This window comes from Bacillus sp. Pc3, assembly GCF_000815145.1.
Classification (GTDB): domain Bacteria; phylum Bacillota; class Bacilli; order Bacillales; family Bacillaceae; genus Bacillus; species Bacillus velezensis.
In genome coordinates, this window is sequence record NZ_CP010406.1 from 2,169,169 (window position 1) to 2,191,538 (window position 22,370).

Sequence of the window (22,370 nt, forward strand, 5' to 3'; positions counted from 1 at the left end):
GTCATCTGCGCGGATTCTTTTTTTATTTAGAGGCTTGAATAAATACGCCTTTTTCATGAGAAAATTCTTTAAAGCCGTACACACCGTGATATGAACCGATCCCGCTCGTATTGACACCGCCGAACGGAAGGTTGACGTCAGTGAAATGAACGACGACATCATTGATAGAAGCATTGCCGGATGTCGTATGCTGCAGAACATAATCGATCAGCTCCTGATTATGGCTGAATACATACAAGGCAAGCGGCTTGTCCCGTTCAGTGATGTAATCAACGGCTTCACTGATATCTTCGTAATTCATAATCGGCAGAATCGGTGCGAAGATTTCTTCCTGCATGATCTTCATATCAGGCGTGACGTTTGTCAGCACGGTCGGAGAAATCGTGCGGTCATGCGCATCGAATACGCCGCCGAACGCCGTTTTCGCCCCTTTTTCAATGGCGTCATCATACAGGGCTTTGACACGGTTAAAGTTGCGGTCATTGACAATCTGCGTGAATTTGTTGCGGTCAACCGTATGATCATCCTCCATAAAACCTGCATTGACAATGGTTTGCAGGAGATCTGTAAAGGTGCTCTGCACTTCTTTCTTCATAAGGAGATAGTCAGGTGCGATACATGTTTGCCCCGCATTGACAAATTTGCCGACGGCGATTTTTTTCGCCGCGTCCATCAAATCATAGCCGCTGTCGATGATCGTCGGGCTTTTTCCGCCAAGCTCAAGTGTGACGGACGACAAGTGCTTCGCCGCTGCCGTCATGACGATTTTACCGACATTCGTGCTTCCGGTGAAGAAAATGTGGTCAAACGGCTGGTCGAGCAGTTCTGTGGCGACATCGACCTCACCTTCAAAAATGGCGACTTCTTCTTCGTGAAATGCCTCGCGAATAACTGTCGCGGCGATATGGCTCGTCTCCATTGTAAAATCGGACAGCTTCACAATCGCGCTGTTGCCGGCCGCAATGGCAGCCGCAAGCGGAGCCATCGTCAGCATAAACGGATAATTCCACGGGCCGAGAATTAAGGTGACGCCTTTTGGCTCGTACATTAATACGCCGTCAGCGTCGGGGCTGACGGATGAGCCGACGCGTTTCGGCGCCATCCAGGTGTCGAGATTGTTCATATTATCTTTAATCGCCTTGATCGTTCCCTGCGTTTCCGCTCTTTTCACCTCATGATAAGGCTTGCGGACGTCCCGTCTGATCGCCTCAATGATTTCTTCTTCATGTGCGGTGACGGCATCTAAAAAGCGCTGAAGCTTTTCTCTGCGCTGCCCGGCTGTTGAAGCACGCAGCGTTTTTTGATTTTTTTTCTGAAGCTCAAAGACGCGTTTGATGTCTGCTTTTATATGCTGATTCATCGGTCTTCCTCCTCTGGTTGCTTTTTTGTTTCTTCAGGGCCTATTATAATGTGATGTGTTTTTGCGGCAAAGACAGCGTAAACACATCTATACGTTACCGTACAAATTGCGGTGATCTGTCTAATGAAAGGAGTGTCTCTTATGCCGGATTCTGTGACAACTGACATCAAACAAGCGCTTTTGGCCATGCTTGGAGAGCGGGATATCCGCCGTGTGACCATGAAGGACATCGCCGAACGGGCGCGTGTGAGCCGGGGGACACTGTACCTTTATTACGAAGATAAATATGCGATTTTAGAGGATATAGAGGAAGAAATGAAAGACGGGCTGAGCGAAGCGCTGTATGATTCGCTGAAGCATAAAGATGTGCTTCATTTACATGGCGGATGGCAAAAAGTGCATCCGACCCTGTCTTTTGTTGATCGGCATCGGGTGTTTTTTCAAACGATGATGGATCGTCATAAAATGCCGTATTTTCACTTTCATGCTTTTTTAAAAGATGTGTTCCGGCATGATGTGCTGCTGTCACCGGTCAATGCGGATTTCTCACCGACTGAACAGGATATGTACATTCATTACCGCGCTTTATACATGTATGCCATTGTGTTGTACTGGCTGAATGAGGAGCCCGGGGCATCCCCGGAAGCGATCAGCGGACAGGTGTGGGATTTGATTTCTCAAAAACGGTTTTACTGGCTGTTCGGCCGCCGGGTGCCGGAACAAGAAGAAAAAAAGCCCGCCGACCGCCGGGTGACAAGGACGAGGCAGGCCTTGCAAGAAGCCATGATCGGCTTAATGGCGGAAAAAAAAGAGTACGCGGCAATCACGATTTCCGATATTGCCCGTCAAAGCAACCTCCGCCGTGCCACTTTTTATGACCATTACGCCAACAAAGAAGCATTGCTGAAAACGATCATCCATCAATCATGCCGGGATCTGATCGGATTATTGACGGTAAAAGGAGAGCCTGCCGACTGTTCCATGGAAGAAGCGGAATCCGCGCTCGTCGGTCTCTTTTCGGCGCTGTCGGACGGCCTGCCGCTCGTTCATTTTCTGAGAGAGGGTTCGGGAGTGCCTGACGTCATCCCGGAAATGTTCAGAGCGCTGCAATCGTTTTATCTTCATCAGCCCCTGCACATTCAGGCGGGCAAAAAACTCTATGCATATTATGTCGCGTCCATGCTCGTCGGTCTGATTCAATATCGTCTTCATGAAGGAAAAGACCACGCGCCGGACATGTTGGCCCGGGAGTTTCTGCAGTTTTTGGATGTAAAGAAGTATCGGGTGATTTTGCTGTGAGGATGATGAAAAAGAACTCAGCCGAAAACAGGCCGGGTTCTTTTTTGCTGTTTTCTTTGAGAAGCGCCGATATGAAGTGTCCGGCTTTATCCCTTATAAAAAAGATACCTTCCATATGACGCCTGATCAGCATTCTGCCGCCAAACATGACAAATGTCATATTCGGGGCATGATGGCTGCTACTACAACCGCCGCGAGCGCCTCGGTATACTTGGAATCATAATAAAAAAAAGGGGATATGACATTCATGATCAATCACGCCGCAACTCAAAAACAAGCGTCTTTAAAAAAGCAGGTTGCCGCATTTTCCGGCGCCGATACAAAGCATAGTGTCATTCAGCTTTTCAACACGTTTGTGCCGTTTTTTGCCCTTTGGTTTCTTGCTTACTTCAGCCTCAATGTCTCCTATCTTCTGACCCTCGCCTTTACTGTTATAGCAGCGGGATTTTTGACAAGAATCTTTATTATTTTCCACGACTGCTGCCATCAATCCTTTTTCAAACAAAAGAAGCTGAACCGGCTGTTCGGGTTTATTTCAGGTGTGCTGACACTGTTTCCGTTCCTTCAATGGCAGCGCAGCCACTCCATTCATCATGCGACGAGCAGCAACTTAGATAAACGGGGCACCGGCGATATTTGGATGATGACCGTTAAGGAATACAACGAAGCCTCAGCCTGGACAAAAGTACGCTACAGACTTTATCGCAATCCGTTTATTATGTTTATTCTCGGCCCGATTTACGTATTTCTGATTAAAAACCGTTTCAATGTAAAAGGCGCCCGCCGCAAGGAGCGCTGGAACACCTATTTCACGAACGCGGCGATTGTCTTATTGGCTGCTGCGACGTGCCTGCTTGTCGGCTGGGAAAACTTTTTGCTTGTTCAGGGTCCGATCTTCCTTATTTCGGGGTCAATCGGCGTCTGGCTCTTTTATGTTCAGCACACGTTTGAGGACTCTTATTTTGAAGCCGATGAGCATTGGGACTATGTGCAGGCCGCGGTAGAAGGAAGCTCCTTTTACAAGCTTCCGAAGCTTTTGCAATGGCTGACAGGCAATATCGGCTACCATCATGTCCACCACTTAAGCCCGAAAGTGCCGAACTACAAGCTGGAAGCCGCCCATGAGGGGCACGAGCCTTTAAAAAACGTACCGACCATTACGCTTAAAACAAGTCTTGAATCCATGAAATTCCGTCTGTGGGATGAGGACGAAAAGCAATTTGTCACCTTTCGGGAGGCGCGGAAAAAACCGGCGCCCCATCCGGTGCCGAAAGAACCTTTAAAGAAAAATGCCTGATATGGCGCGCGGCTCTTTCTCTTATCAGAAAGGGCCTTCTCTTCATGCGTGATGATGCAATGAAGGCGGTGTTTTGATAAAGTGATGGTAGACACAAGCAGCAGAAGGTGGAACAAAGATGAAGAAGTATTTTAAATTTCAAAAACTGAACGGGATTTCTCCTTATATATGGACGATTTTTTTCATCTTGCCTTTTTATTTTATTTTTAAAAGCTCTTCTACCTTTGTCATCGTGGCCGGCATCATTTTCACACTTGTTTTCTTTGGCGCATACCGCTTCGCATTTGTTGCAAAAGGCTGGCCGCTTTACTTATGGGCGCTTCTTCTGATCGGCATTTCGACCGGCTCAGTTATGCTGTTCAGCTATATTTACTTCGCCTTCTTTATCGCCTACTTCATCGGCCATATCCGAGACAAAGTTCCATTTTACATCTTATATTACATTCATATCATCAGTGCGGCGGTTGCCGTCAACTTCAGCCTTGTTCTGAAAAAAGAGTGGTTTTTGACACAAATTCCTTTTATCGTCATCACTCTGATCAGTGCCATCCTGCTCCCGCTCAGCATTCGAAGCAGAAAGGCACGGGAGCGCCTTGAGGAGAAATTAGAATATGCAAATGAGCGAATCGCCGATCTTGTGAAGCTGGAAGAAAGGCAGCGCATCGCCCGGGACCTTCACGATACACTTGGACAAAAGCTCTCCTTAATCGGACTGAAAAGCGACCTTGCCCGAAAGCTGATTTACAAGGACCCTGAACAGGCCCGCACTGAGCTGAAAAGCGTGCAGCAGACGGCCCGCACCTCCTTAAATGAGGTCAGAAAAATCGTCTCATCGATGAAAGGCATCCGATTGAAGGATGAGCTCGGCAATGTTCGGCAAATTCTTGAAGCGGCAGGAATTGAATTTGTGTATGAAGAAAAAGAAGCGCCAAAACATATCTCTCTGCTGAACGAAAACATCGTCAGCATGTGCATAAAAGAAGCCGTCACCAATGTCGTGAAACACAGCGGCGCCAAAGTATGCCGCATCACCATTCAGCAGCTTTGGAAAGAGGTTGTCATTACGGTGGAAGATGACGGCAGCTTTCAATGCAAAGAAGACCGCTTTTTTTCAAAGGGGCACGGCCTGCTTGGAATGAGGGAACGTCTTGAATTCGCAAACGGCAGTTTAGCCATCGATACAGCCGCCGGAACAAAGCTGACCATGAGAATCCCGAATGATTCAAAATCAAAAGAAAAGGATGGTAGCAGATGATCAACATCTTCATTGCCGAGGATCAGCAAATGCTGCTCGGCGCACTCGGTTCCCTGTTGAATTTAGAAGAGGATATGACGGTTGTCGGCAAAGGCACAAGCGGCCAGGATGCCATCGATTTCGTGGAAAAACATGCGCCCGACATCTGTCTGATGGATATCGAAATGCCCGGGAAATCAGGTCTTGAAGCGGCAGAAGAACTCAAGGACAGCGGTGTAAAGATCATCATTTTGACGACCTTTGCCCGCTCCGGCTATTTTCAGCGGGCGCTAAAAGCAGGCGTCAGCGGGTACATGCTCAAGGACAGCCCGAGCGATGAGCTCGTCAGCGCCATCCGCAGCGTCATGAAAGGAAGACGCGTCTACGCACCTGAATTAATGGAGGACATCTATAGTGAGGAAAACCCGCTGACCGAACGGGAAAAAGAGGTGCTCGAGCTTGTCGCAGACGGAAAAAACACGAAAGAAATCGCAAACGCCCTCAGCATCAAAAGCGGCACAGTCCGCAATTACGTTTCGATGATCCTGGATAAATTAGAAGTGAAAAATCGAATTGAAGCCATTACCCGATCAAAGGAAAAGGGCTGGTTTAAGTAACCCGCCCTCAGCTTGTTCAGCCAGTGTTTTTGCACTGGCTTGTTTCTTTTTCACCGTCACTCCGTCTCTTCCTTCCACTTCTTATCAATCAGCATTTTCCCCGGCCAAGTGTATGCCATGATGCCGCCGTCTGCGGTGATGTCTTCTCCCGTGACGTAAGAACTGTCGTCTGAAGCGAGGAAGAGCGCGACGGCTGCCATTTCTTCCGGTTTTCCAAGCCGGCCGAGCGGCGTGATCCATTTGTTGGCTTCACGGAACGCTTCGCCCATTTCGTCTTCTGTCGTGCCTGCCAATTTATCAATGAGCGGCGTTTCAATCGTGCCCGGCGATAAGGAATTGACGCGGATTCCGCTTCTGGCGTAATCAATGGCCATCGCTCTCGTCAGGTTCGTGATTCCGCCTTTTGCGGCGTTATAGCCGGAGCGGTCAAGGTCTGCGGCCCGGCCGGACATGGAGGAGGTGTTGATGATGGAGCCTCCTTTTTCGAGCATGAGCGGAATCAGGTATTTGCTGCATAGAAATGTGCCGCGCAGATCGACGGCGATGATCCGGTCAAACAGGTCGACCGGGTATTCATGGACTTTTCCGCCCTCTTGGTCAACACCGGCATTGTTAAACAGAATATCAATTGTTCCGTACTTTTGCTGAATGCCGTCCGCAAAAGACTTTACGTTTTCTTCGTCTGATACATCAAGGTGAAAGGCTTCTGCTTCTCCGCCGTTTTTTCTGATAGCGCTGACGGTTTCATTCAGTTCGCTTTCATTGATGTCACCGCAGATCACGCGGGCGCCTTCATCGGCGAAAACCCGTGCCGTCGCTTGTCCGATGCCTGTCGCGGCCCCTGTGATGATTGCGGTTTTGTCTGTTAATCTTCCCATATTGCGATTCCTCCTTTTTTTATATCTGTTCCCGCTGAATAGGGGGATAAACATACGGAGGCCTGTTTCTAAATACCTATTAAATATGTTAATATTATGTATATACATCATTGGGAGGTTTACATATTTTGAAGATACAGCATAAGAAGGAGATAGCGTTTTATTGTTATGCCATTGTTCCTATGGGATTTGTGATTTACACCGTTATCTCTATTCTATTTCAGGGCATCATATTTCCTCTCACTGTAAGAAATGTTCTTCATGAGTCTTTGCGAAACTTGGGATCTCTTATCTTATTTAGTTTGTTTTTCTACCCGTCATACATATGGATGAAGAAGGAATTCGGCCGCCGGAAAGAAGCAGAGAGGAGAGGATGATCAACATTCTCTCTTTTTTATTGATAAAATGGGTGAAATGAATCCATTAACATGTTAAATTTACAATATATGCATCTGCTAATCCTAGTTGACAATTGTCACTGTATATGATAAATAGATGCTGAAAAGATTTTACATAACATCAAAGCATAATTAAAGGAGAGATCTGAAGTGCGGAAAAAAAAGTTTAAAGCAGAATCCAAGCGATTGCTGGACATGATGATTAACTCCATTTACACGCAGAAGGAAATTTTTCTCCGCGAGTTAATTTCCAACGCGAGCGATGCGATTGACAAAATCTATTACAAGGCGTTAACCGATGATTCATTAACGTTTGATCAAGACAATTACTACATAAAAGTGACGGCGGACAAAGAAGCGAGAACGCTCACCGTCACAGACACCGGTATCGGGATGACAAAAGACGAGCTTGAACAGCATCTCGGCACAATTGCGAAAAGCGGTTCACTCGCTTTCAAGCAAGAAAATGACTCGAAAGACGGCCATGACATTATCGGCCAGTTCGGCGTCGGGTTTTATGCGGCATTTATGGTGGCTGATAAAGTCACGGTGAAAAGTAAGGCGCTCGGCAGTGACGAGGCGTATGTATGGGAGTCGGAAGGGGCTGCCGGCTACACGATCGCGCCGTGTGACAAGGAAACCGTCGGTACGGAAATCACTTTGCAAATAAAAGAAAACACGGAAGATGAAAGCTATGATGAGTTTTTAGAAAACTACCGCATCAAAGCGATCGTGAAAAAGTACTCTGATTTTATCCGCTACCCGATCAAAATGGAAGAGACGGTCAACAAGCCGAAAGAGGGCAGCGAGAACGAATTTGAAGAAGTTCAGGAAGAACAGACGGTCAACAGCATGGTGCCGATCTGGAGAAAAAACAAAAGCGAGCTGACGGATGAGGATTACGAGGCTTTTTACGCCGAGAAGCATTACGGTTTTGATAAACCGCTGACCCATGTGCATATCAGCGTCGATGGAGCGGTGCGCTACAATTCGATTTTGTTTATTCCGGAAAACATGCCGTTTGACTATTATACGAAGGAATTCGAAAAAGGATTGGAGCTGTATTCCAACGGCGTGCTGATCATGAACAAATGCGCCGACCTGCTTCCGGACCATTTCAGCTTTGTAAAAGGCATGGTGGATTCTGAGGATCTGTCGCTGAACATTTCCAGAGAGATGCTGCAGCACGACCGCCAGCTGAAGCTGATTGCGAAAAACATCAATAAAAAAATCAAAGCCGAACTGAAGAGCCTGCTGAAGAACAAAAGGGAAAAATACGAATCTTTCTATGAATCTTTCGGCAGACAGCTGAAATTCGGCGTCTATAATGATTTCGGCGCGAATAAAGACGTATTAAAAGATCTGCTTCTCTTCTATTCATCTAAGGAGAAAAAGCTCGTCACTCTGGACGAATATGTGTCCAGAATGCCTGAGGATCAAAAATATATCTATTACGCGTCCGGCGATTCATATGAGCGGATTGAAAAGCTGCCGCAAACTGAAATGGTGGCGGACAAAGGCTACGAGATTTTATATTTCACGGAAGATATTGATGAATTCGCGATCAAAATGCTGACAAGCTATGAGGAAAAAGAGTTCAAATCCGTATCCAGCGCCGACTTAGGCATCGACAGTGATGAGGATGAAAAGCAGACTGAAGCCGAAGAAAACGAATATAAAGACCTGTTCGAAAGCATGAAAGAGATTCTTGCGGATAAAGTAAAGAACGTCAGAGCATCGAAACGTTTAAAATCTCATCCGGTCTGCTTTGCGACAGACGGCGAAGTGACGATCGAAATGGAAAAAGTGTTGAATGCTATGCCTGACAGCCAGCAGGTCAAAGCGGAAAAAGTGCTGGAAATCAACCCGAATCACGAAGTGTTTGAGACGCTAAAGAACGCGCACGGACAAGATCGGGAAAAGCTTGCATTATACACAAATCTTCTCTACAATCAGGCGCTTCTGATTGAAGGGCTGCCGATCCATGATCCGGTCGAATTTACGAATGACATTTGCAAAGTTATGGTATGACGCCAAAAAGGAATCGCCCAGCGGGGGCGATTCCTTTTTTTATTACAGTGTGCGCTGTTTAAGAATTTGATTTTGTTTGCTGCGCTTCTTTAAGGAGAACCGTTTTTTCAAGTGCGTTTCGATTTCTTCTAAACTTCTGCCCTTCGTTTCAGGAACGATGTAAGCAGCGAAGAAGAAGGATGAGAGGCAAATGACTGAGAATATTCCGAATACCCAGCCGATGCCCATAGCGCTCAGCATAAGCGGGAATACCAGTGAAACGATCAGGTTGGTTGCCGACAGGATCAATGTCGTAAATCCGGTTGCGGCTCCGCGTGCGTTTGACGGGAACAGCTCCGGCATCAGAACCCATACGACGGGACCCCATGTCGCCTGGTAGAAAACGATATAGATGCCGAGAAACAGCACGGTCAGCCATGCTGTTGAAGCTGACAGGCCGGCCAGAAGGAGAATGGCTGATAGTGACGCCAGGCTCAAGGTAATGCCGACGCTTCCCCACATCAGCAGTTTTTTCCGGCCGATCCGGTCAATTAAGATCATGGCGGTGATACACATGATGACGTTTAAGACACCGATGCCCATCGTGCCGAGAACGGACGCCGAAGTGCCGAGTCCAGCCTTTGTAAAGATGGTCGGCGCATAGTAAATCACCGTGTTAATACCGACCGCCTGCTGGAAGATGGCGAGGCCGATCCCGATCAGCAGCATAGGACGGATCCATTTGGCTTTCAGCAAGCCGAGCGTAGATTCTTTTTTCTCGGCTTCACCTTGTTTCATTTCCGCTAATTCAACAGCGATATCCTCTTTGTCGTGGGTCATTTCCATGACTTGTCTGGCTTCCTGCTCACGGCCGCGTTTGACGAGCCATCTCGGAGATTCCGGCATAAACGCGATTCCGATTAATAAAAGCGCCGCCGGTACTGCGGCGAGACCGACCATCCAGCGCCAAGCTTCAAACGGGGTGAATATGTAATTCACGATATATGCGAGTAAAATTCCGGTTACAATCATTAAGTTATTCAATGTGCCGAGCGTTCCGCGTATTTTCGTCGGCGCCATCTCAGATAGATAAACGGGAACCAGCGCCGTTGAGCCGCCGACGGCTAACCCGAGAATGACACGGGAGATAATCAGCATAGTGACGGTTTGCGAAGCTGCACAGGCAAGCGCGCCGATAATAAAAATGAGTGAAAGGACGAAAACCACTTTTCTCCGGCCCCATCGGTCAGAGCATGTCCCGCTTAAGGCGGACCCGAAAATCGCACCGAGCAGCAGCATGCTGACGACCAATCCCTCGGTCAGCGTGTTTAAAGGAATATCATTGTTAATAAATAACAAAGCCCCTGAAATCACACCGGTGTCATAGCCGTAAAGCAGCCCGCCTAATGCTCCGAAAAAGTAAATCAGGTATTTTTTGGTGTTTTTCTTCACAGATGATCCTCCTCATCTTTTGGAACGCATAATAGTTTATTTAGATAACTATTTCATTCCCCGAAGAGAAAAATATAAACATAAAAAAAACACGCCCCTTTTAAAAGGCGTGTTTTTTTTCTTAGGAAAACAGCTTGTCGATAAACGCGATTTCTTCAGCAGATAGCGTAATGGAGGCTGCTTTCATGTTGTCTTTTAATTGATCCGCGCGTTTGGCGCCCGGAATCAGGATATCGATTTCAGGTCTCGCCAAGTACCAGGCAAGCACGATATGCGCCGTATCGGCATTGTGCTTTTCGGCAATCGGTTTGAGCTGCTTGACTTTTTTGATGTTTTCTTTAAACTGCTCCCCTTGGAAATGCGCCTGATCATTGCGCAGGTCGCCTTCAGGGAAGGTGGTGTTCTCGTCGTATTTGCCGGCCAGCAGTCCGGATACGAGCGGGAAGTACGGAATGAATGAGATGCCGTGTTCTGTCGTATAAGGGAAGAAAGTCTTTTCCGCCTCACGGTTCAGCAGGTTGTATTCTCCTTGAATCACGTCGACTAAGCCGTCTTTATTGGCTTCTTTCAGCTGTTCCAAAGAGAAATTGGATACGCCGATGGAACGGATTTTTCCTTCTTTTTTCAGCTCATTCAACGCTTGAACGGCTTCGTCCTTCGGCGTGTGCTCATCCGGGAAATGGATGTAGAATAAATCGATGTAATCAGTCTGCAGGCGTTTCAGGCTGTCTTCGACCGATTGTTTCAGAAAAGCCGGTGAATTGTCGAAAACAAAGTCATCGCCTTCTTTTCTGTGAGCGGCTTTTGTGGCGATGAAGACATCCTCGCGGTTACATTCTTTCAGCACCTCGCCGATTAATTCTTCAGAACGGCCCACACCGTAAATATAGGCGGTATCTAACATGGTAACACCGCTTTTAATCGCTTCCCGGACCAATTCTTTTCCCGTTTCTTCATTCAGATTCGGATAGAGATTGTGTCCGCCGACCGCATTTGTTCCCAAACCGATCGGAAATACCTTTAGGTCAGTTTTGCCGATTGTTACTTTGCTCATGTTTTCGCCCCCTGAAAAAATTGGATATCATAGCGGCTGCCGGAAAAATACGGCAGCGTTCTCTATTAACTATAACGCTATGCCAAGTGAATGTCGATTTGATGCTCTTGGCAATACTTCGTATATTCCTCATCGAGCTGCTGAGAAGTGACAATGCTGTGAAGCCGGTCGAAAGGCGCGTATGTCAAAAGCGTGGATTTGCCGAATTTGGAATGATCCGCGAGCAGATACACTTCGTTCGCCTTTTCGGAAATTCTCTTTTTCACCTCGTATTCCAGTAAGTCGGAATTCGTCAGGCCGTGGGTGATCGTTGTCCCGGTAGCGGACATGAACGCCTTGTTAATGTTGTATTTATTGAGTGTGCTCGGATCATCAATGCCGACAAACGACCTTGTCTTCCGTTTGTAGTTATTGCCGATGATGATCAGGTCGATATTTTTCATGGATGAAGCCGCGTTAATAATATCAAGGCTGTTCGTCAAAACCGTTACATTCTTATCGGGATCAAGCGTCTCCAGCATCGATTTGGTCGTCGTGCCGGAATCAATAAATACAAGATCGTGATCCTCGATAAACCGTGACGCATAGCGGGCGATTTTGATTTTTTCATCCTGATGTTGAATGGTGCGGTTTTCAAAAGGGACGAGCACAGATTTTTCGGCTGACGTCACGCCGCCGTACACCTTTTTGATAACCCCTTTTTCCGCAAGCTTATTAATATCGCGTCTGACCGTGTTTTTAGAGACGTTGAATACCTCGCACAGCTCATCCAGCGAAGTGGCTCCGTGTTTGAGAATGTATTCTTCCATCTCCTGAATCCGCATCAGTTTCATAAAAAAACTCCTTCTAGAATTCTTAAAGTAATTAAAATATATAATAAACACCAGAAGTTAATCAATAGTTACTTAACAAATGATAAAAAAGAGGGATCATCCCCTCCGATTCGACACGGTTCTCCAAGTTCCTGTTTTCCCGATCAAAAAAAGTACGATAAAAATAATGAAAAAATTTTGATTTTTTAGATTGACTTGAAGATGTGTTGGGCTTACAATGTAACCAAGAAATGACCAAAACATAACCTGTAAAATCAAAAGTGAAAGATGTAACCGTTTGCTTTTTCCGGTACATGACCAACTTTACATGGAAAGATTGGGAGTCACCATCATTTTAGCATTTGTAAGCGTTTAATTCATGTCTTTTATATGTAAAAGATGAATATATTCATCCGTTATTATCCAGCTGAACAGGATGTTTACTATTTAAGGAGGCAATGAGAATGGCAGAGATCAGAAAACTGAAAAACTACATCAATGGTGAATGGGTTGAAAGTAAGACAGATCAATATGAAGACGTTGTCAATCCGGCTACAAAAGAAGTGATGTGCCAGGTTCCGATTTCTACGCGGGAGGATGTGGAATACGCCGTCCGCTCAGCGTCAGAGGCATTTCAAACATGGTCAAAGACGGCAGTGCCGCGCCGTGCGAGAATTCTATTTAACTATCAGCAGCTTCTCCAGCAGAACAAAGAAGAGCTTGCCCGTCTGATTACTTTGGAAAACGGTAAAAACACGACGGAGGCACTCGGTGAAGTGGGACGCGGAATTGAAAACGTCGAATTCGCAGCGGGCGCGCCGTCACTCATGATGGGCGATTCACTTGCCTCTATCGCGACGGATGTAGAGGCGGCGAACTACCGCTATCCGATCGGGGTGGTCGGCGGTATCGCACCGTTCAACTTCCCGATGATGGTCCCGTGCTGGATGTTCCCGATGGCGATTTCGTTAGGAAACACGTTCATTCTGAAGCCGTCTGAGCGCACGCCGCTGTTAACGGAAAAACTGGCAGAGCTGTTTGAACAGGCCGGTCTGCCGAAGGGCGTCTTCAATGTCGTGCACGGCGCGCATGACGTCGTAAACGGCGTTCTTGAACATCCGGATATTAAAGCCATCTCATTCGTCGGTTCAAAACCTGTCGGCGAGTATGTTTTCAAAAAAGGCAGCGAACATTTGAAACGCGTGCAAGCGTTAACGGGCGCGAAAAACCATACGATCGTGCTGAATGACGCCCACCTTGAAGATACGGTCACAAACATTATCGGTGCGGCATTCGGTTCGGCAGGAGAGCGCTGCATGGCATGCGCGGTTGTGACGGTTGAAGAAGGAATCGCCGATGAGTTTATGGCGAAATTACAGGAAAAAGCAGCGGACATCAAGATCGGAAACGGACTGGATGACGGCGTGTTCTTAGGCCCGGTCATCCGCGAGGACAACAAAAAACGCACGCACAGCTATATTGAAAAAGGCATCGAAGAAGGAGCGAGACTTCTTTGTGACGGGCGTGAAAACGCAACGGAAGACGGCTATTTCGTCGGACCGACGATTTTTGACAACGTGACGACGGATATGACGATCTGGAAAGATGAAATCTTTGCGCCCGTTCTGTCGGTCATCCGCGTGAAAAACTTAAAAGAAGCGGTGGACATCGCCAACCAGTCTGAATTTGCGAACGGCGCGTGTCTGTTCACTTCAAATGCGAACGCGATCCGCTACTTCCGTGAGAATATTGACGCGGGAATGCTCGGCATCAACCTTGGCGTCCCGGCGCCGATGGCATTCTTCCCGTTCTCTGGCTGGAAGTCTTCTTTCTTCGGCACATTGCACGCAAACGGAAAAGACAGCGTCGACTTCTATACACGTAAAAAAGTCGTGACGGCACGATACCCGTCTCCTGACTTCAATTGATCTGACAGCCGGCCCGGACGGCTTTGTGATTCCGTCCGGGTTTTCTTTTACCATCCATTAAGGAGGAATAAACATGAGTCATTTGCTGCGCAAACCGCAGGCCGATGAGATTTCTCAAGGCGTGAACATCATACATGACGTCACTTCAGCCAATTCAGACCTCAAATACGTCGGATTCAAAGTCGTTGACCTCACTCCCGGTTCCGCATATACAGAAGATTTGAAAAAGACGGAGTGCTGCATCGTTGCGGTAACGGGAAAAATCACCGTCACTGATTATGATCAGACATTTGAAAGCATCGGCACCCGTGAAAGCGTATTTGAAAGAAAACCGACGGACAGCGTTTATGTGTCCAATGACCGCTCTTTTGAAATCACAGCGGTCAGCGGGGCGAGGGTCGCGCTGTGCTACTCTCCGTCCGAACACCAGCTTCCGACAAAGCTGATTAAAGCGGAAGACAACGGTGTGGAACATCGCGGCAAGCTGGCAAACAAACGAACCGTTCATAACATTCTCCCCGATTCAGATCCATCGGCAAACAGCCTTCTCGTTGTTGAAGTTTACACGGACAGCGGCAACTGGTCGAGCTACCCGCCTCATAAACATGACCAAGACAATCTGCCAGATGAATCCTTTTTAGAAGAAACCTATTACCATGAAACGGACCCGCCGCAGGGGTTTGTCTTCCAGCGTGTGTACACTGACGACCGCTCGATTGACGAGACGATGACCGCAGAAAATGAAAACGTTGTCATCGTGCCGGCGGGCTATCACCCGGTTGGTGTTCCGGACGGGTATACCTCTTACTACCTGAATGTAATGGCGGGACCGACACGAAAATGGAAGTTTCATAATGATCCGGCCCATGAATGGATCCTGGAACGCTAACAAGTGAGGAGTGGCAGATAACGATGAAATATACGTTTAATGAAGAAAAAGAGTTTGATATTGTCGCGATCGGGCGCGCGTGTATTGATTTGAACGCGGCGGAATACAACCGGCCGATGGAAGAAACGATGACGTTTTCTAAATATGTCGGCGGCTCCCCGGCAAATATTGCGATCGGCAGCGCCAAGCTCGGATTAAAAGCCGGTTTTATCGGCAAAATCCCGGACGATCAGCACGGCAGATTCATCGTTTCCTATATGCAGGAAAAGGGCGTTGATACGTCACAAATGACCATTGACAGAGAAGGGCGCAAAGCCGGGCTCGCTTTTACGGAAATTCTCAGTCCTGAAGAATGCAGCATTCTGATGTACCGGGATGACGTGGCGGATTTGTATCTTGAGCCGTCCGAAGTCAGTGAAGGCTACATCGCAAACGCGAAAATGCTGCTCGTATCAGGTACGGCGCTTGCGAAAAGCCCGTCGCGCGAAGCCGTCTTAAAAGCGGTGCATATCGCAAAAAAACATGACGTAAAAGTCGTGTTTGAGCTCGACTACCGTCCGTATACATGGCAATCGGCAGAAGAAACAGCCGTGTACTACACGCTGGTGGCGGAACAATCCGATATCGTCATCGGTACGCGTGACGAATTTGACGTAATGGAAAACCGCAGCGGCGGAGATAACGATGAAACCGTCCGCCATTTGTTTGCGCACTCCGCCGATCTTGTCGTCATTAAGCACGGCGTTGACGGATCATACGCATACAGCAGATCGGGAGAAGTTTTCCGGGCGCATGCCTATAAAACAAAGGTGCTGAAGACCTTCGGAGCGGGTGATTCCTATGCGTCAGCCTTCATCTACGGACTTGTCAGCGGCCGGGATATTGAAACGGCTTTAAAATACGGGAGCGCTTCCGCTTCCATCGTCGTCAGCAAACACAGCTCCTCAGAAGCAATGCCGGCTGCCGGTGAAATCATCGAACTGATTGAAGCGCAGCACAGTCTTAACGGTAAATAGAACGTATAAAAGGTGGGATCGTTTGTGGGTAAGACAATTCGCTTAACGACAGCACAAGCGCTGATTCAATTCTTGAACCGGCAGTACATTCATGTTGACGGAAAAGAAGAGCCGTTCGTTGAGGGCATCTTCACGATTTTCGGCCACGGAAATGTGTTGGGGATCGGGCAGGCGCTTGAGCAGGACGCCGGGCACCTGAAAGTCTATCAAGGCAAAAACGAACAAGGCATGGCGCATGCCGCGATGGCATACAGCAAGCAGATGCTGAGAAGAAAAATTTACGCGGTATCGACATCGGTCGGTCCGGGTGCCGCTAACTTGACGGCTGCCGCGGGTACGGCGCTGGCCAATAATATCCCGGTGCTGCTGCTTCCGGCCGATACCTTTGCGACGAGGCAGCCTGACCCGGTGCTTCAGCAGGTGGAGCAGGAATACAGTGCCGCCGTCACGACAAACGATGCGTTAAAGCCCGTGTCCCGCTATTGGGACCGCATTACCCGACCCGAGCAGCTGATGAGCAGCTTAATCCGGGCATTTGAAGTGATGACAGATCCGGCAAAAGCGGGCCCGGCGACCATCTGCATATCTCAGGATGTAGAGGGAGAAGCATTTGATTTTGATGAAAGCTTCTTTGAAAAACGCGTTCATTACATTGACCGGATGCAGCCGAGCGAGCGTGAACTGAAAGGCGCCGCGGAAAGAATTAAGGAGAGCAGCCGTCCCGTCATTTTAGTGGGCGGCGGCGCGAAGTACTCCGGCGCGCGTGAGGAATTAATCGCGCTTTCTGAAACATACGGCATTCCGCTTGTCGAAACGCAGGCCGGCAAGTCAACGGTTGAAGCCGATTTCGCCAACAATCTGGGCGGCATGGGCATCACGGGCACCCTCGCCGCAAACAAAGCCGCCCGCCAGGCTGATCTGATCATCGGTGTCGGCACACGGTACACGGACTTTGCGACATCCTCGAAAACGGCGTTTGATTTTGACAAAGCAAAATTTTTGAATATCAACGTCAGCCGCATGCAGGCTTACAAGCTTGACGCGTTTCAGGTCGTAGCCGATGCGAAAGTGACGCTCGGCAGGCTGCACGGCTTATTAGACGGATATAAAAGTGCATTCGGCACGGCGATTAAAGATTGGAAAGATGAATGGCTTGCTGAACGGGACCGGCTCGGAAAGGTCACTTTTACACGTGACGCGTTCGAACCGGAAATTAAAAACCATTTCTCACAGGATGTGTTAAACGAGTATGCCGACGCGCTTGAGACTGAGCTGCCGCAGACAACGGCGCTGTTGACCATCAATGACACGATTCCTGAAGACAGCGTCGTCATCAGTTCGGCGGGATCTCTTCCGGGAGATTTGCAGCGGCTGTGGCATTCCAACGTCCCGAATACGTACCACCTCGAGTACGGCTATTCTTGCATGGGGTATGAAGTATCAGGCACGCTCGGCCTCAAGCTGGCTCATCCCGACAAAGAAGTCTATTCACTCGTCGGCGACGGAAGCTTTCTGATGCTGCACTCAGAGCTGATTACCGCGCTTCAATATAACAAAAAAATCAATGTCCTGCTCTTTGACAACTCCGGATTCGGCTGTATCAACAACCTGCAGATGGATCACGGGAGCGGCAGTTATTTTTGCGAGTTCCGCACAGAGGACAATCAGATTTTAAACGTTGATTACGCGAAGGTGGCAGAGGGCTACGGCGCTAAAACATACAGAGCCAATACCGTTGAAGAACTGAAAGCGGCGCTTGAAGATGCGAAAACGCAAGACGTATCCACTTTAATTGAAATGAAAGTTCTGCCGAAAACGATGACGGACGGCTATGACAGCTGGTGGCATGTCGGCGTGGCGGAAGTGTCGGAGCAGGAAAGCGTTCAGCGGGCATACGAAGCGAAAGAGACGAAGCTGAAGTCTGCAAAGCAGTACTAGAGGGGAGGCATCACGATGGGCAAACAAGATATTCTGTGGGGCATCGCTCCCATTGGGTGGCGCAATGACGATATGCCGGAAATCGGAGCCGGGAATACGCTGCAGCATTTGTTAAGCGATATTGTTGTCGCCGGCTTTCAAGGTACGGAAGTGGGAGGGTTTTTCCCTGAACCCTCCGTCCTGAATAAGGAGCTGGCTCTCCGGAACTTACGGATTGCGGGGAAATGGTTCAGCAGCTTTATCATACAAGACGGTATTGAAAAAACGGCTGAACAATTTACAGAACACTGTGATTATTTGCAGAAAGTCGGAGCGGATGTCGCCATCGTTTCTGAACAGACGTACAGCGTTCAGGGCTTGGATATTGATGTATTTAAGGAAAAACCGCATTTCTCAGATGAAGAATGGGATACGCTGTGCCAAGGCTTGAACCGTCTCGGGAAAATCGCTGGCGAATACGGGCTGGACCTCACGTTTCATCATCATCTCGGCACAGGCGTCCAGACGGCGGAAGAAGTTGACCGGCTGATGGATGGAACGGACCCGCGGTATGTCCATTTACTTTATGATACCGGCCATGCCTATATCTCGGACGGAGACTATATGACGATTCTCAACAAGCATATGGATCGGATCAGACACGTTCATTTCAAGGACGCGCGGTTTGACATTATGGAGCGGTGCAGACAGGAAGGCAAGTCATTCAGGCAGTCGTTTTTACAGGGCATTTTTACGGTTCCCGGAGACGGATGCATCGATTTTACCGAAGTATACCGAACGCTCGTCCGTCATGATTATTCAGGCTGGATCGTCATCGAAGCCGAACAAGACCCGGCAGTCGCCAATCCGCTTGAGTACGCGCTGATTGCGAGAAAGTACATCGACAGTGAATTGCTTGATCCTGCAAATTAGAGGGGGACTTATATGAATAGTGCCAAGGCGGAATCAGCTTTCAGCAAAAGGACCATCGCCGCAGCATTAGCAAATTACATTGATGCGGGTTCCATCGTGGCAGGATCAGCGGGTTTATCTATGTGGGTCAGCTACTTGAAGCTGTCCGACAGCCAGATCGGATTGCTCGGCGCCTTCAGCGCAAATGCGATATCAGCGGCCATCGGAGCGTTGCTCGGCGGGTATTTGGCTGATAAGGTCGGCCGAAAAGCTGTATACACAAACAGTATGCTCGTCTACGCCTTAGGAATTTGTTTGGTTTTGTTTGGATTCAACTTTCCCATGCTGTTATGCGGATACATGATTATCGGGATTTCTGTAGGCGCGGATATTACAGCTTCATGGACCATTATCGCGGAAAACGCCCCTGAGAAAAACCGGGCGAGGCATTGCGGAGTGGCGCAGGTGGCGTGGGTCGCAGGAGCCGTTGTGGTTCTGCTGTTATCCGTTTTGGTCGGTGACCTCGGGCTTTTAGGAAATAAAATTGTCTTTGCGCATCTATTGGTGATCGCCCTGATCACATATGTGATAAGAAAGCGTTTACCTGAGTCGGATGCCTGGAAAAACAGTGAAGAGCGGGCTGCCGCCGTGAAAAAAACATCTTATTTTGACCTGCTTCAGCCGAAATTTTTCAAGAACATTTTGTTTTTAATGGGTGTGTTTCTCGTATGGAATCTCGCAGCGGGCGTCATGGGATTCTTCATGCCGTACATCTACCAGCAGGTCGGCGGCGTATCCGCAAATACGGCCAACATTCTGCAGATGACCCTGTTTATCTTCACCGGGCTCGGCGTCGCCTGTATCTTCATGCCTTTTGCAGATAAATATCGGAAAACGGTGTTCGGAATCTGCGCATGTATGGCCGTTGTCGGCTGGTCGCTGTTTTTACTGCCGTTTCAGGGGCTCCCGATGCTGCTTTTGTTTGTCTTAGCGATCGGCATCAATAACGGAGCCGGCCAGCAGGCGAACTACCAGCTGTGGGCAAGCGAGCTGTTCCCGACAGAACACAGAGCGTCAGCACAAGGGCTCATGTTCTTTCTCGTCCGTATTTCAATCGGAATTTGGAGTTTATTTGTGCCGGTCATCATGTCACAATTCGGCATCGGTTTTATGGCCGGTATTCTGCTCATATGTGTGACGGCCAGTATGATCATCGGGCTTGTCTTCGCGCCGAATACGTCCGGCAAGTCGCTTGAACAGATACAGGAGGAACTGTACGGCGCTCCTCAGGACGGCAGCGAGAAAAGAAAGACGAGAACCATTATTTGATTATCAGAAGGAGTGGCGATCAATGAATTTACGTATAGGTGTTATCGGAACCGGTGCTATCGGAAAAGAGCACATCAATCGCATCACAAATAAGCTGTCCGGAGCGGAAATTACCGCTGTCACAGATGTGAATCAGGAGGCCGCGCAGCAGACCGTTCAGGATTTCAATTTGAACGCCTCCGTTTATCCTGATGACGACAGCCTCCTCGCTGCTGAAAATGTGGATGCCGTCTTAGTGACAAGCTGGGGCCCGGCTCACGAGTCCAGCGTTTTGAAAGCGATTCAGCACGGCAAGCACGTGTTTTGTGAAAAGCCGCTTGCGACAACGGCAGAAGGCTGTATGCGCATTGTCGAGGAAGAAATGAAGACGGGAAAACGATTGGTGCAGGTAGGTTTCATGCGCAGGTATGACAGCGGTTACGTTCAGCTGAAAGAAGCGATTGACAACCGCGTGGTCGGCGAGCCGCTGATGATTCACTGTGCGCACCGCAACCCGACAGTCGCATCGAATTATTCAACGGACATGGCCGTCGTCGATACGCTCGTTCATGAAATTGATGTCCTCCACTGGCTCGTCAATGACGACTATGAATCCGTACAGGTGATCTATCCGAAAAAATCAAAAAATGCGCTGCCGCATCTGAAAGATCCGCAGATGGTCATCATCGAAACAAAAGGCGGCATCGTCATCAATGCCGAAATCTACGTGAACTGTAAATACGGCTACGACATTCAATGTGAAATCGTCGGGGAAGACGGCATTATCAAGCTTCCGGAACCGTCAAGCATCAGCTTGAGAAAAGAAGGGAAATTCAGCACCGATATCCTGATGGACTGGCAGCGCCGATTTGTGGCTGCGTATGATGTGGAAATTCAAGACTTCATTGATTCGATCCGGAATAAAGGCGAAGTCAGCGGTCCGACGGCATGGGACGGTTATATTGCCGCGGTGACAACTGACGCGTGCGTAAAAGCTCAGGAATCCGGGCAGAAAGAGCCTGTGGCGCTGCAAGAGAAACCGGCATTCTACCAATCATTTACGACTGTGAACAAATAATAGATCGGGAGTGAAAGAAATGAAACTGGCCTTAGATCCATCCATGTACCGCGATGATTTAACGTTAGAAGAAATGGTCTATAAAACGGCGGAACTCGGATACGAATATATCGAACTGTCTCCGCGCGAGGATTTTTGTCCTTTCTACAAATATCCGAAAGTCGATTCAGCAAAAATCAAACAATTGAAGCGCCTTTTAAAGGATACAGGTGTGAAGCTGTCCTCTCTTCTTCCGCTTTACCACTGGGCGGGTCCTGATGAAGACCGTCGTCAGGCCGCCGTGCGCAACTGGAAACGGGCGATCGAAATTGCGGTTGAACTTGAAGTGGATTTGATGAACAGTGAATTCAGCGGTTCAAAATATGATCCGTTGACAAGTGAAGAAAAATTTATCAAATCCATGGATGAACTGCTGCCCGTCTTTGAAAAAGAAGGCGTTAAACTCAATCTGCAGGCTCATCCATACGATTTTATCGAAACGCACAAAGGGGCGATGGATATGATCCGCGCGCTTGACAAGGATTGGATCAATCTTGTCTACTCGACTGCGCATACGTTCTTCTATGATGACGGAAAAGGCGATATTGCGACCATGTTTGATGAAGCCGGCGACCGCCTCACACATGTTTTATTTGCAGATACTTTTAATCATAAAGCGGCGCATGGCCTGCGCTACATCGTCAACCCGCCTGACGCGAAAGTAACGGTTCACCAGCATTTGGACATCGGGCAAGGCGAGGTTGATTTTGAAACGATTTTCAGAAAGATGAGAGAGATGAAATTCGACGGAATTGCGACGAACGCCGTTTTTGCTTGGGTCGGCGAAAGAGCGGATGAATCAAGCCGGACCACGCTTAAGAAATTAAAGGAAGAATTAGGTATGGCATAAGCTGAGTATGGAGTTCGGCGGA

19 protein-coding genes are annotated in these 22,370 nt (G+C 48.4%); 14 read left to right on the plus strand and 5 right to left on the minus strand.

The window, feature by feature from the left end; translation table 11 throughout:
• Positions 1 to 22: 22 nt before the first annotated feature.
• Entirely contained in the window at positions 23 to 1,360 is a 1,338-nt protein-coding gene (locus SB24_RS10315; RefSeq protein WP_039253248.1) for an aldehyde dehydrogenase family protein, read from the minus strand.
• 141 nt (positions 1,361 to 1,501) lie between these two features.
• Here SB24_RS10315 and SB24_RS10320 point away from each other — a divergent pair, with 141 nt between their 5' ends.
• The 4 genes from SB24_RS10320 to SB24_RS10335 all read left to right on the plus strand — a co-directional run bounded on the left by SB24_RS10320 (position 1,502) and on the right by SB24_RS10335 (position 5,807).
• Complete coding sequence (locus SB24_RS10320) at positions 1,502 to 2,659, plus strand: TetR/AcrR family transcriptional regulator (RefSeq protein ID WP_039253249.1); 1,158 nt, start codon at positions 1,502 to 1,504, stop codon at positions 2,657 to 2,659.
• A 247-nt stretch (positions 2,660 to 2,906) separates the two neighbouring features.
• Positions 2,907 to 3,956 (plus strand): Delta(5) desaturase DesA, encoded by a 1,050-nt coding sequence (locus SB24_RS10325; RefSeq protein WP_033574427.1) that lies wholly within the window; start codon positions 2,907 to 2,909, stop codon positions 3,954 to 3,956.
• Positions 3,957 to 4,074: 118 nt separating this feature from the next.
• A complete protein-coding gene (locus tag SB24_RS10330) occupies positions 4,075 to 5,211 on the plus strand; it encodes a sensor histidine kinase (RefSeq protein WP_039253250.1) in 1,137 nt (378 codons plus the stop codon).
• Positions 5,208 to 5,807: a response regulator transcription factor gene (locus tag SB24_RS10335; RefSeq protein WP_007407848.1), complete on the plus strand. Its 600-nt coding sequence runs from the start codon at positions 5,208 to 5,210 to the stop codon at positions 5,805 to 5,807. The genes SB24_RS10330 and SB24_RS10335 overlap by 4 nt, the downstream gene beginning before the upstream one ends.
• 56 nt (positions 5,808 to 5,863) lie before the next feature.
• On the opposite strand, the gene SB24_RS10340 is transcribed toward SB24_RS10335, so the two are convergent.
• Entirely contained in the window at positions 5,864 to 6,685 is an 822-nt protein-coding gene (locus SB24_RS10340) for an SDR family oxidoreductase (RefSeq protein ID WP_007407847.1), read from the minus strand.
• Positions 6,686 to 6,813: 128 nt separating this feature from the next.
• On the opposite strand from SB24_RS10340, the gene SB24_RS20420 reads away from it, so the two are divergent.
• Complete coding sequence (locus SB24_RS20420; RefSeq protein WP_039253252.1) at positions 6,814 to 7,062, plus strand: hypothetical protein; 249 nt, start codon at positions 6,814 to 6,816, stop codon at positions 7,060 to 7,062.
• 171 nt (positions 7,063 to 7,233) lie between these two features.
• The gene (gene htpG, locus SB24_RS10350) at positions 7,234 to 9,114 is read left to right on the plus strand and encodes a molecular chaperone HtpG (RefSeq protein ID WP_007407845.1); all 1,881 of its coding nucleotides are present in this window, start codon (positions 7,234 to 7,236) and stop codon (positions 9,112 to 9,114) included.
• A 42-nt stretch (positions 9,115 to 9,156) separates the two neighbouring features.
• Here the strand turns inward: htpG and SB24_RS10355 are convergent, their stop codons facing one another.
• The 3 genes from SB24_RS10355 to SB24_RS10365 all read right to left on the minus strand — a co-directional run bounded on the left by SB24_RS10355 (position 9,157) and on the right by SB24_RS10365 (position 12,432).
• Positions 9,157 to 10,545 carry a sugar porter family MFS transporter gene (locus tag SB24_RS10355; RefSeq protein WP_007407844.1) on the minus strand — a complete coding sequence of 463 codons (1,389 nt, stop codon included), beginning with the start codon at positions 10,543 to 10,545 and terminating at the stop codon, positions 9,157 to 9,159.
• A gap of 121 nt (positions 10,546 to 10,666) precedes the next feature.
• Complete coding sequence (locus tag SB24_RS10360; protein WP_039253254.1) at positions 10,667 to 11,599, minus strand: aldo/keto reductase; 933 nt, start codon at positions 11,597 to 11,599, stop codon at positions 10,667 to 10,669.
• 77 nt (positions 11,600 to 11,676) lie between these two features.
• On the minus strand, positions 11,677 to 12,432 hold the full coding sequence (locus SB24_RS10365) for a DeoR/GlpR family DNA-binding transcription regulator (protein ID WP_007614879.1): 756 nt from the start codon (positions 12,430 to 12,432) through the stop codon (positions 11,677 to 11,679).
• Positions 12,433 to 12,875: 443 nt separating this feature from the next.
• On the opposite strand from SB24_RS10365, the gene iolA reads away from it, so the two are divergent.
• The 8 genes from iolA (at position 12,876) to SB24_RS10405 (ending at position 22,348) form a co-directional block, all read left to right on the plus strand.
• Positions 12,876 to 14,339: a methylmalonate-semialdehyde dehydrogenase gene (gene iolA, locus SB24_RS10370; RefSeq protein ID WP_014419295.1), complete on the plus strand. Its 1,464-nt coding sequence runs from the start codon at positions 12,876 to 12,878 to the stop codon at positions 14,337 to 14,339.
• A gap of 73 nt (positions 14,340 to 14,412) precedes the next feature.
• Positions 14,413 to 15,228 carry a 5-deoxy-glucuronate isomerase gene (iolB, locus tag SB24_RS10375; RefSeq protein ID WP_039253256.1) on the plus strand — a complete coding sequence of 272 codons (816 nt, stop codon included), beginning with the start codon at positions 14,413 to 14,415 and terminating at the stop codon, positions 15,226 to 15,228.
• Between the two features lie 23 nt (positions 15,229 to 15,251).
• On the plus strand, positions 15,252 to 16,244 hold the full coding sequence (gene iolC / locus SB24_RS10380) for a 5-dehydro-2-deoxygluconokinase (RefSeq protein WP_033574309.1): 993 nt from the start codon (positions 15,252 to 15,254) through the stop codon (positions 16,242 to 16,244).
• Between the two features lie 24 nt (positions 16,245 to 16,268).
• Positions 16,269 to 18,182: a 3D-(3,5/4)-trihydroxycyclohexane-1,2-dione acylhydrolase (decyclizing) gene (iolD, locus tag SB24_RS10385; protein ID WP_039253257.1), complete on the plus strand. Its 1,914-nt coding sequence runs from the start codon at positions 16,269 to 16,271 to the stop codon at positions 18,180 to 18,182.
• A 15-nt stretch (positions 18,183 to 18,197) separates the two neighbouring features.
• On the plus strand, positions 18,198 to 19,094 hold the full coding sequence (iolE, locus tag SB24_RS10390) for a myo-inosose-2 dehydratase (RefSeq protein ID WP_015240906.1): 897 nt from the start codon (positions 18,198 to 18,200) through the stop codon (positions 19,092 to 19,094).
• A gap of 12 nt (positions 19,095 to 19,106) precedes the next feature.
• Positions 19,107 to 20,402: an MFS transporter gene (locus tag SB24_RS10395; RefSeq protein WP_033574311.1), complete on the plus strand. Its 1,296-nt coding sequence runs from the start codon at positions 19,107 to 19,109 to the stop codon at positions 20,400 to 20,402.
• 22 nt (positions 20,403 to 20,424) lie between these two features.
• On the plus strand, positions 20,425 to 21,459 hold the full coding sequence (locus tag SB24_RS10400) for a bifunctional inositol 2-dehydrogenase/D-chiro-inositol 1-dehydrogenase (RefSeq protein ID WP_015418570.1): 1,035 nt from the start codon (positions 20,425 to 20,427) through the stop codon (positions 21,457 to 21,459).
• A 19-nt stretch (positions 21,460 to 21,478) separates the two neighbouring features.
• Entirely contained in the window at positions 21,479 to 22,348 is an 870-nt protein-coding gene (locus SB24_RS10405; RefSeq protein ID WP_007407833.1) for a sugar phosphate isomerase/epimerase family protein, read from the plus strand.
• Positions 22,349 to 22,370 lie beyond the last annotated feature (22 nt).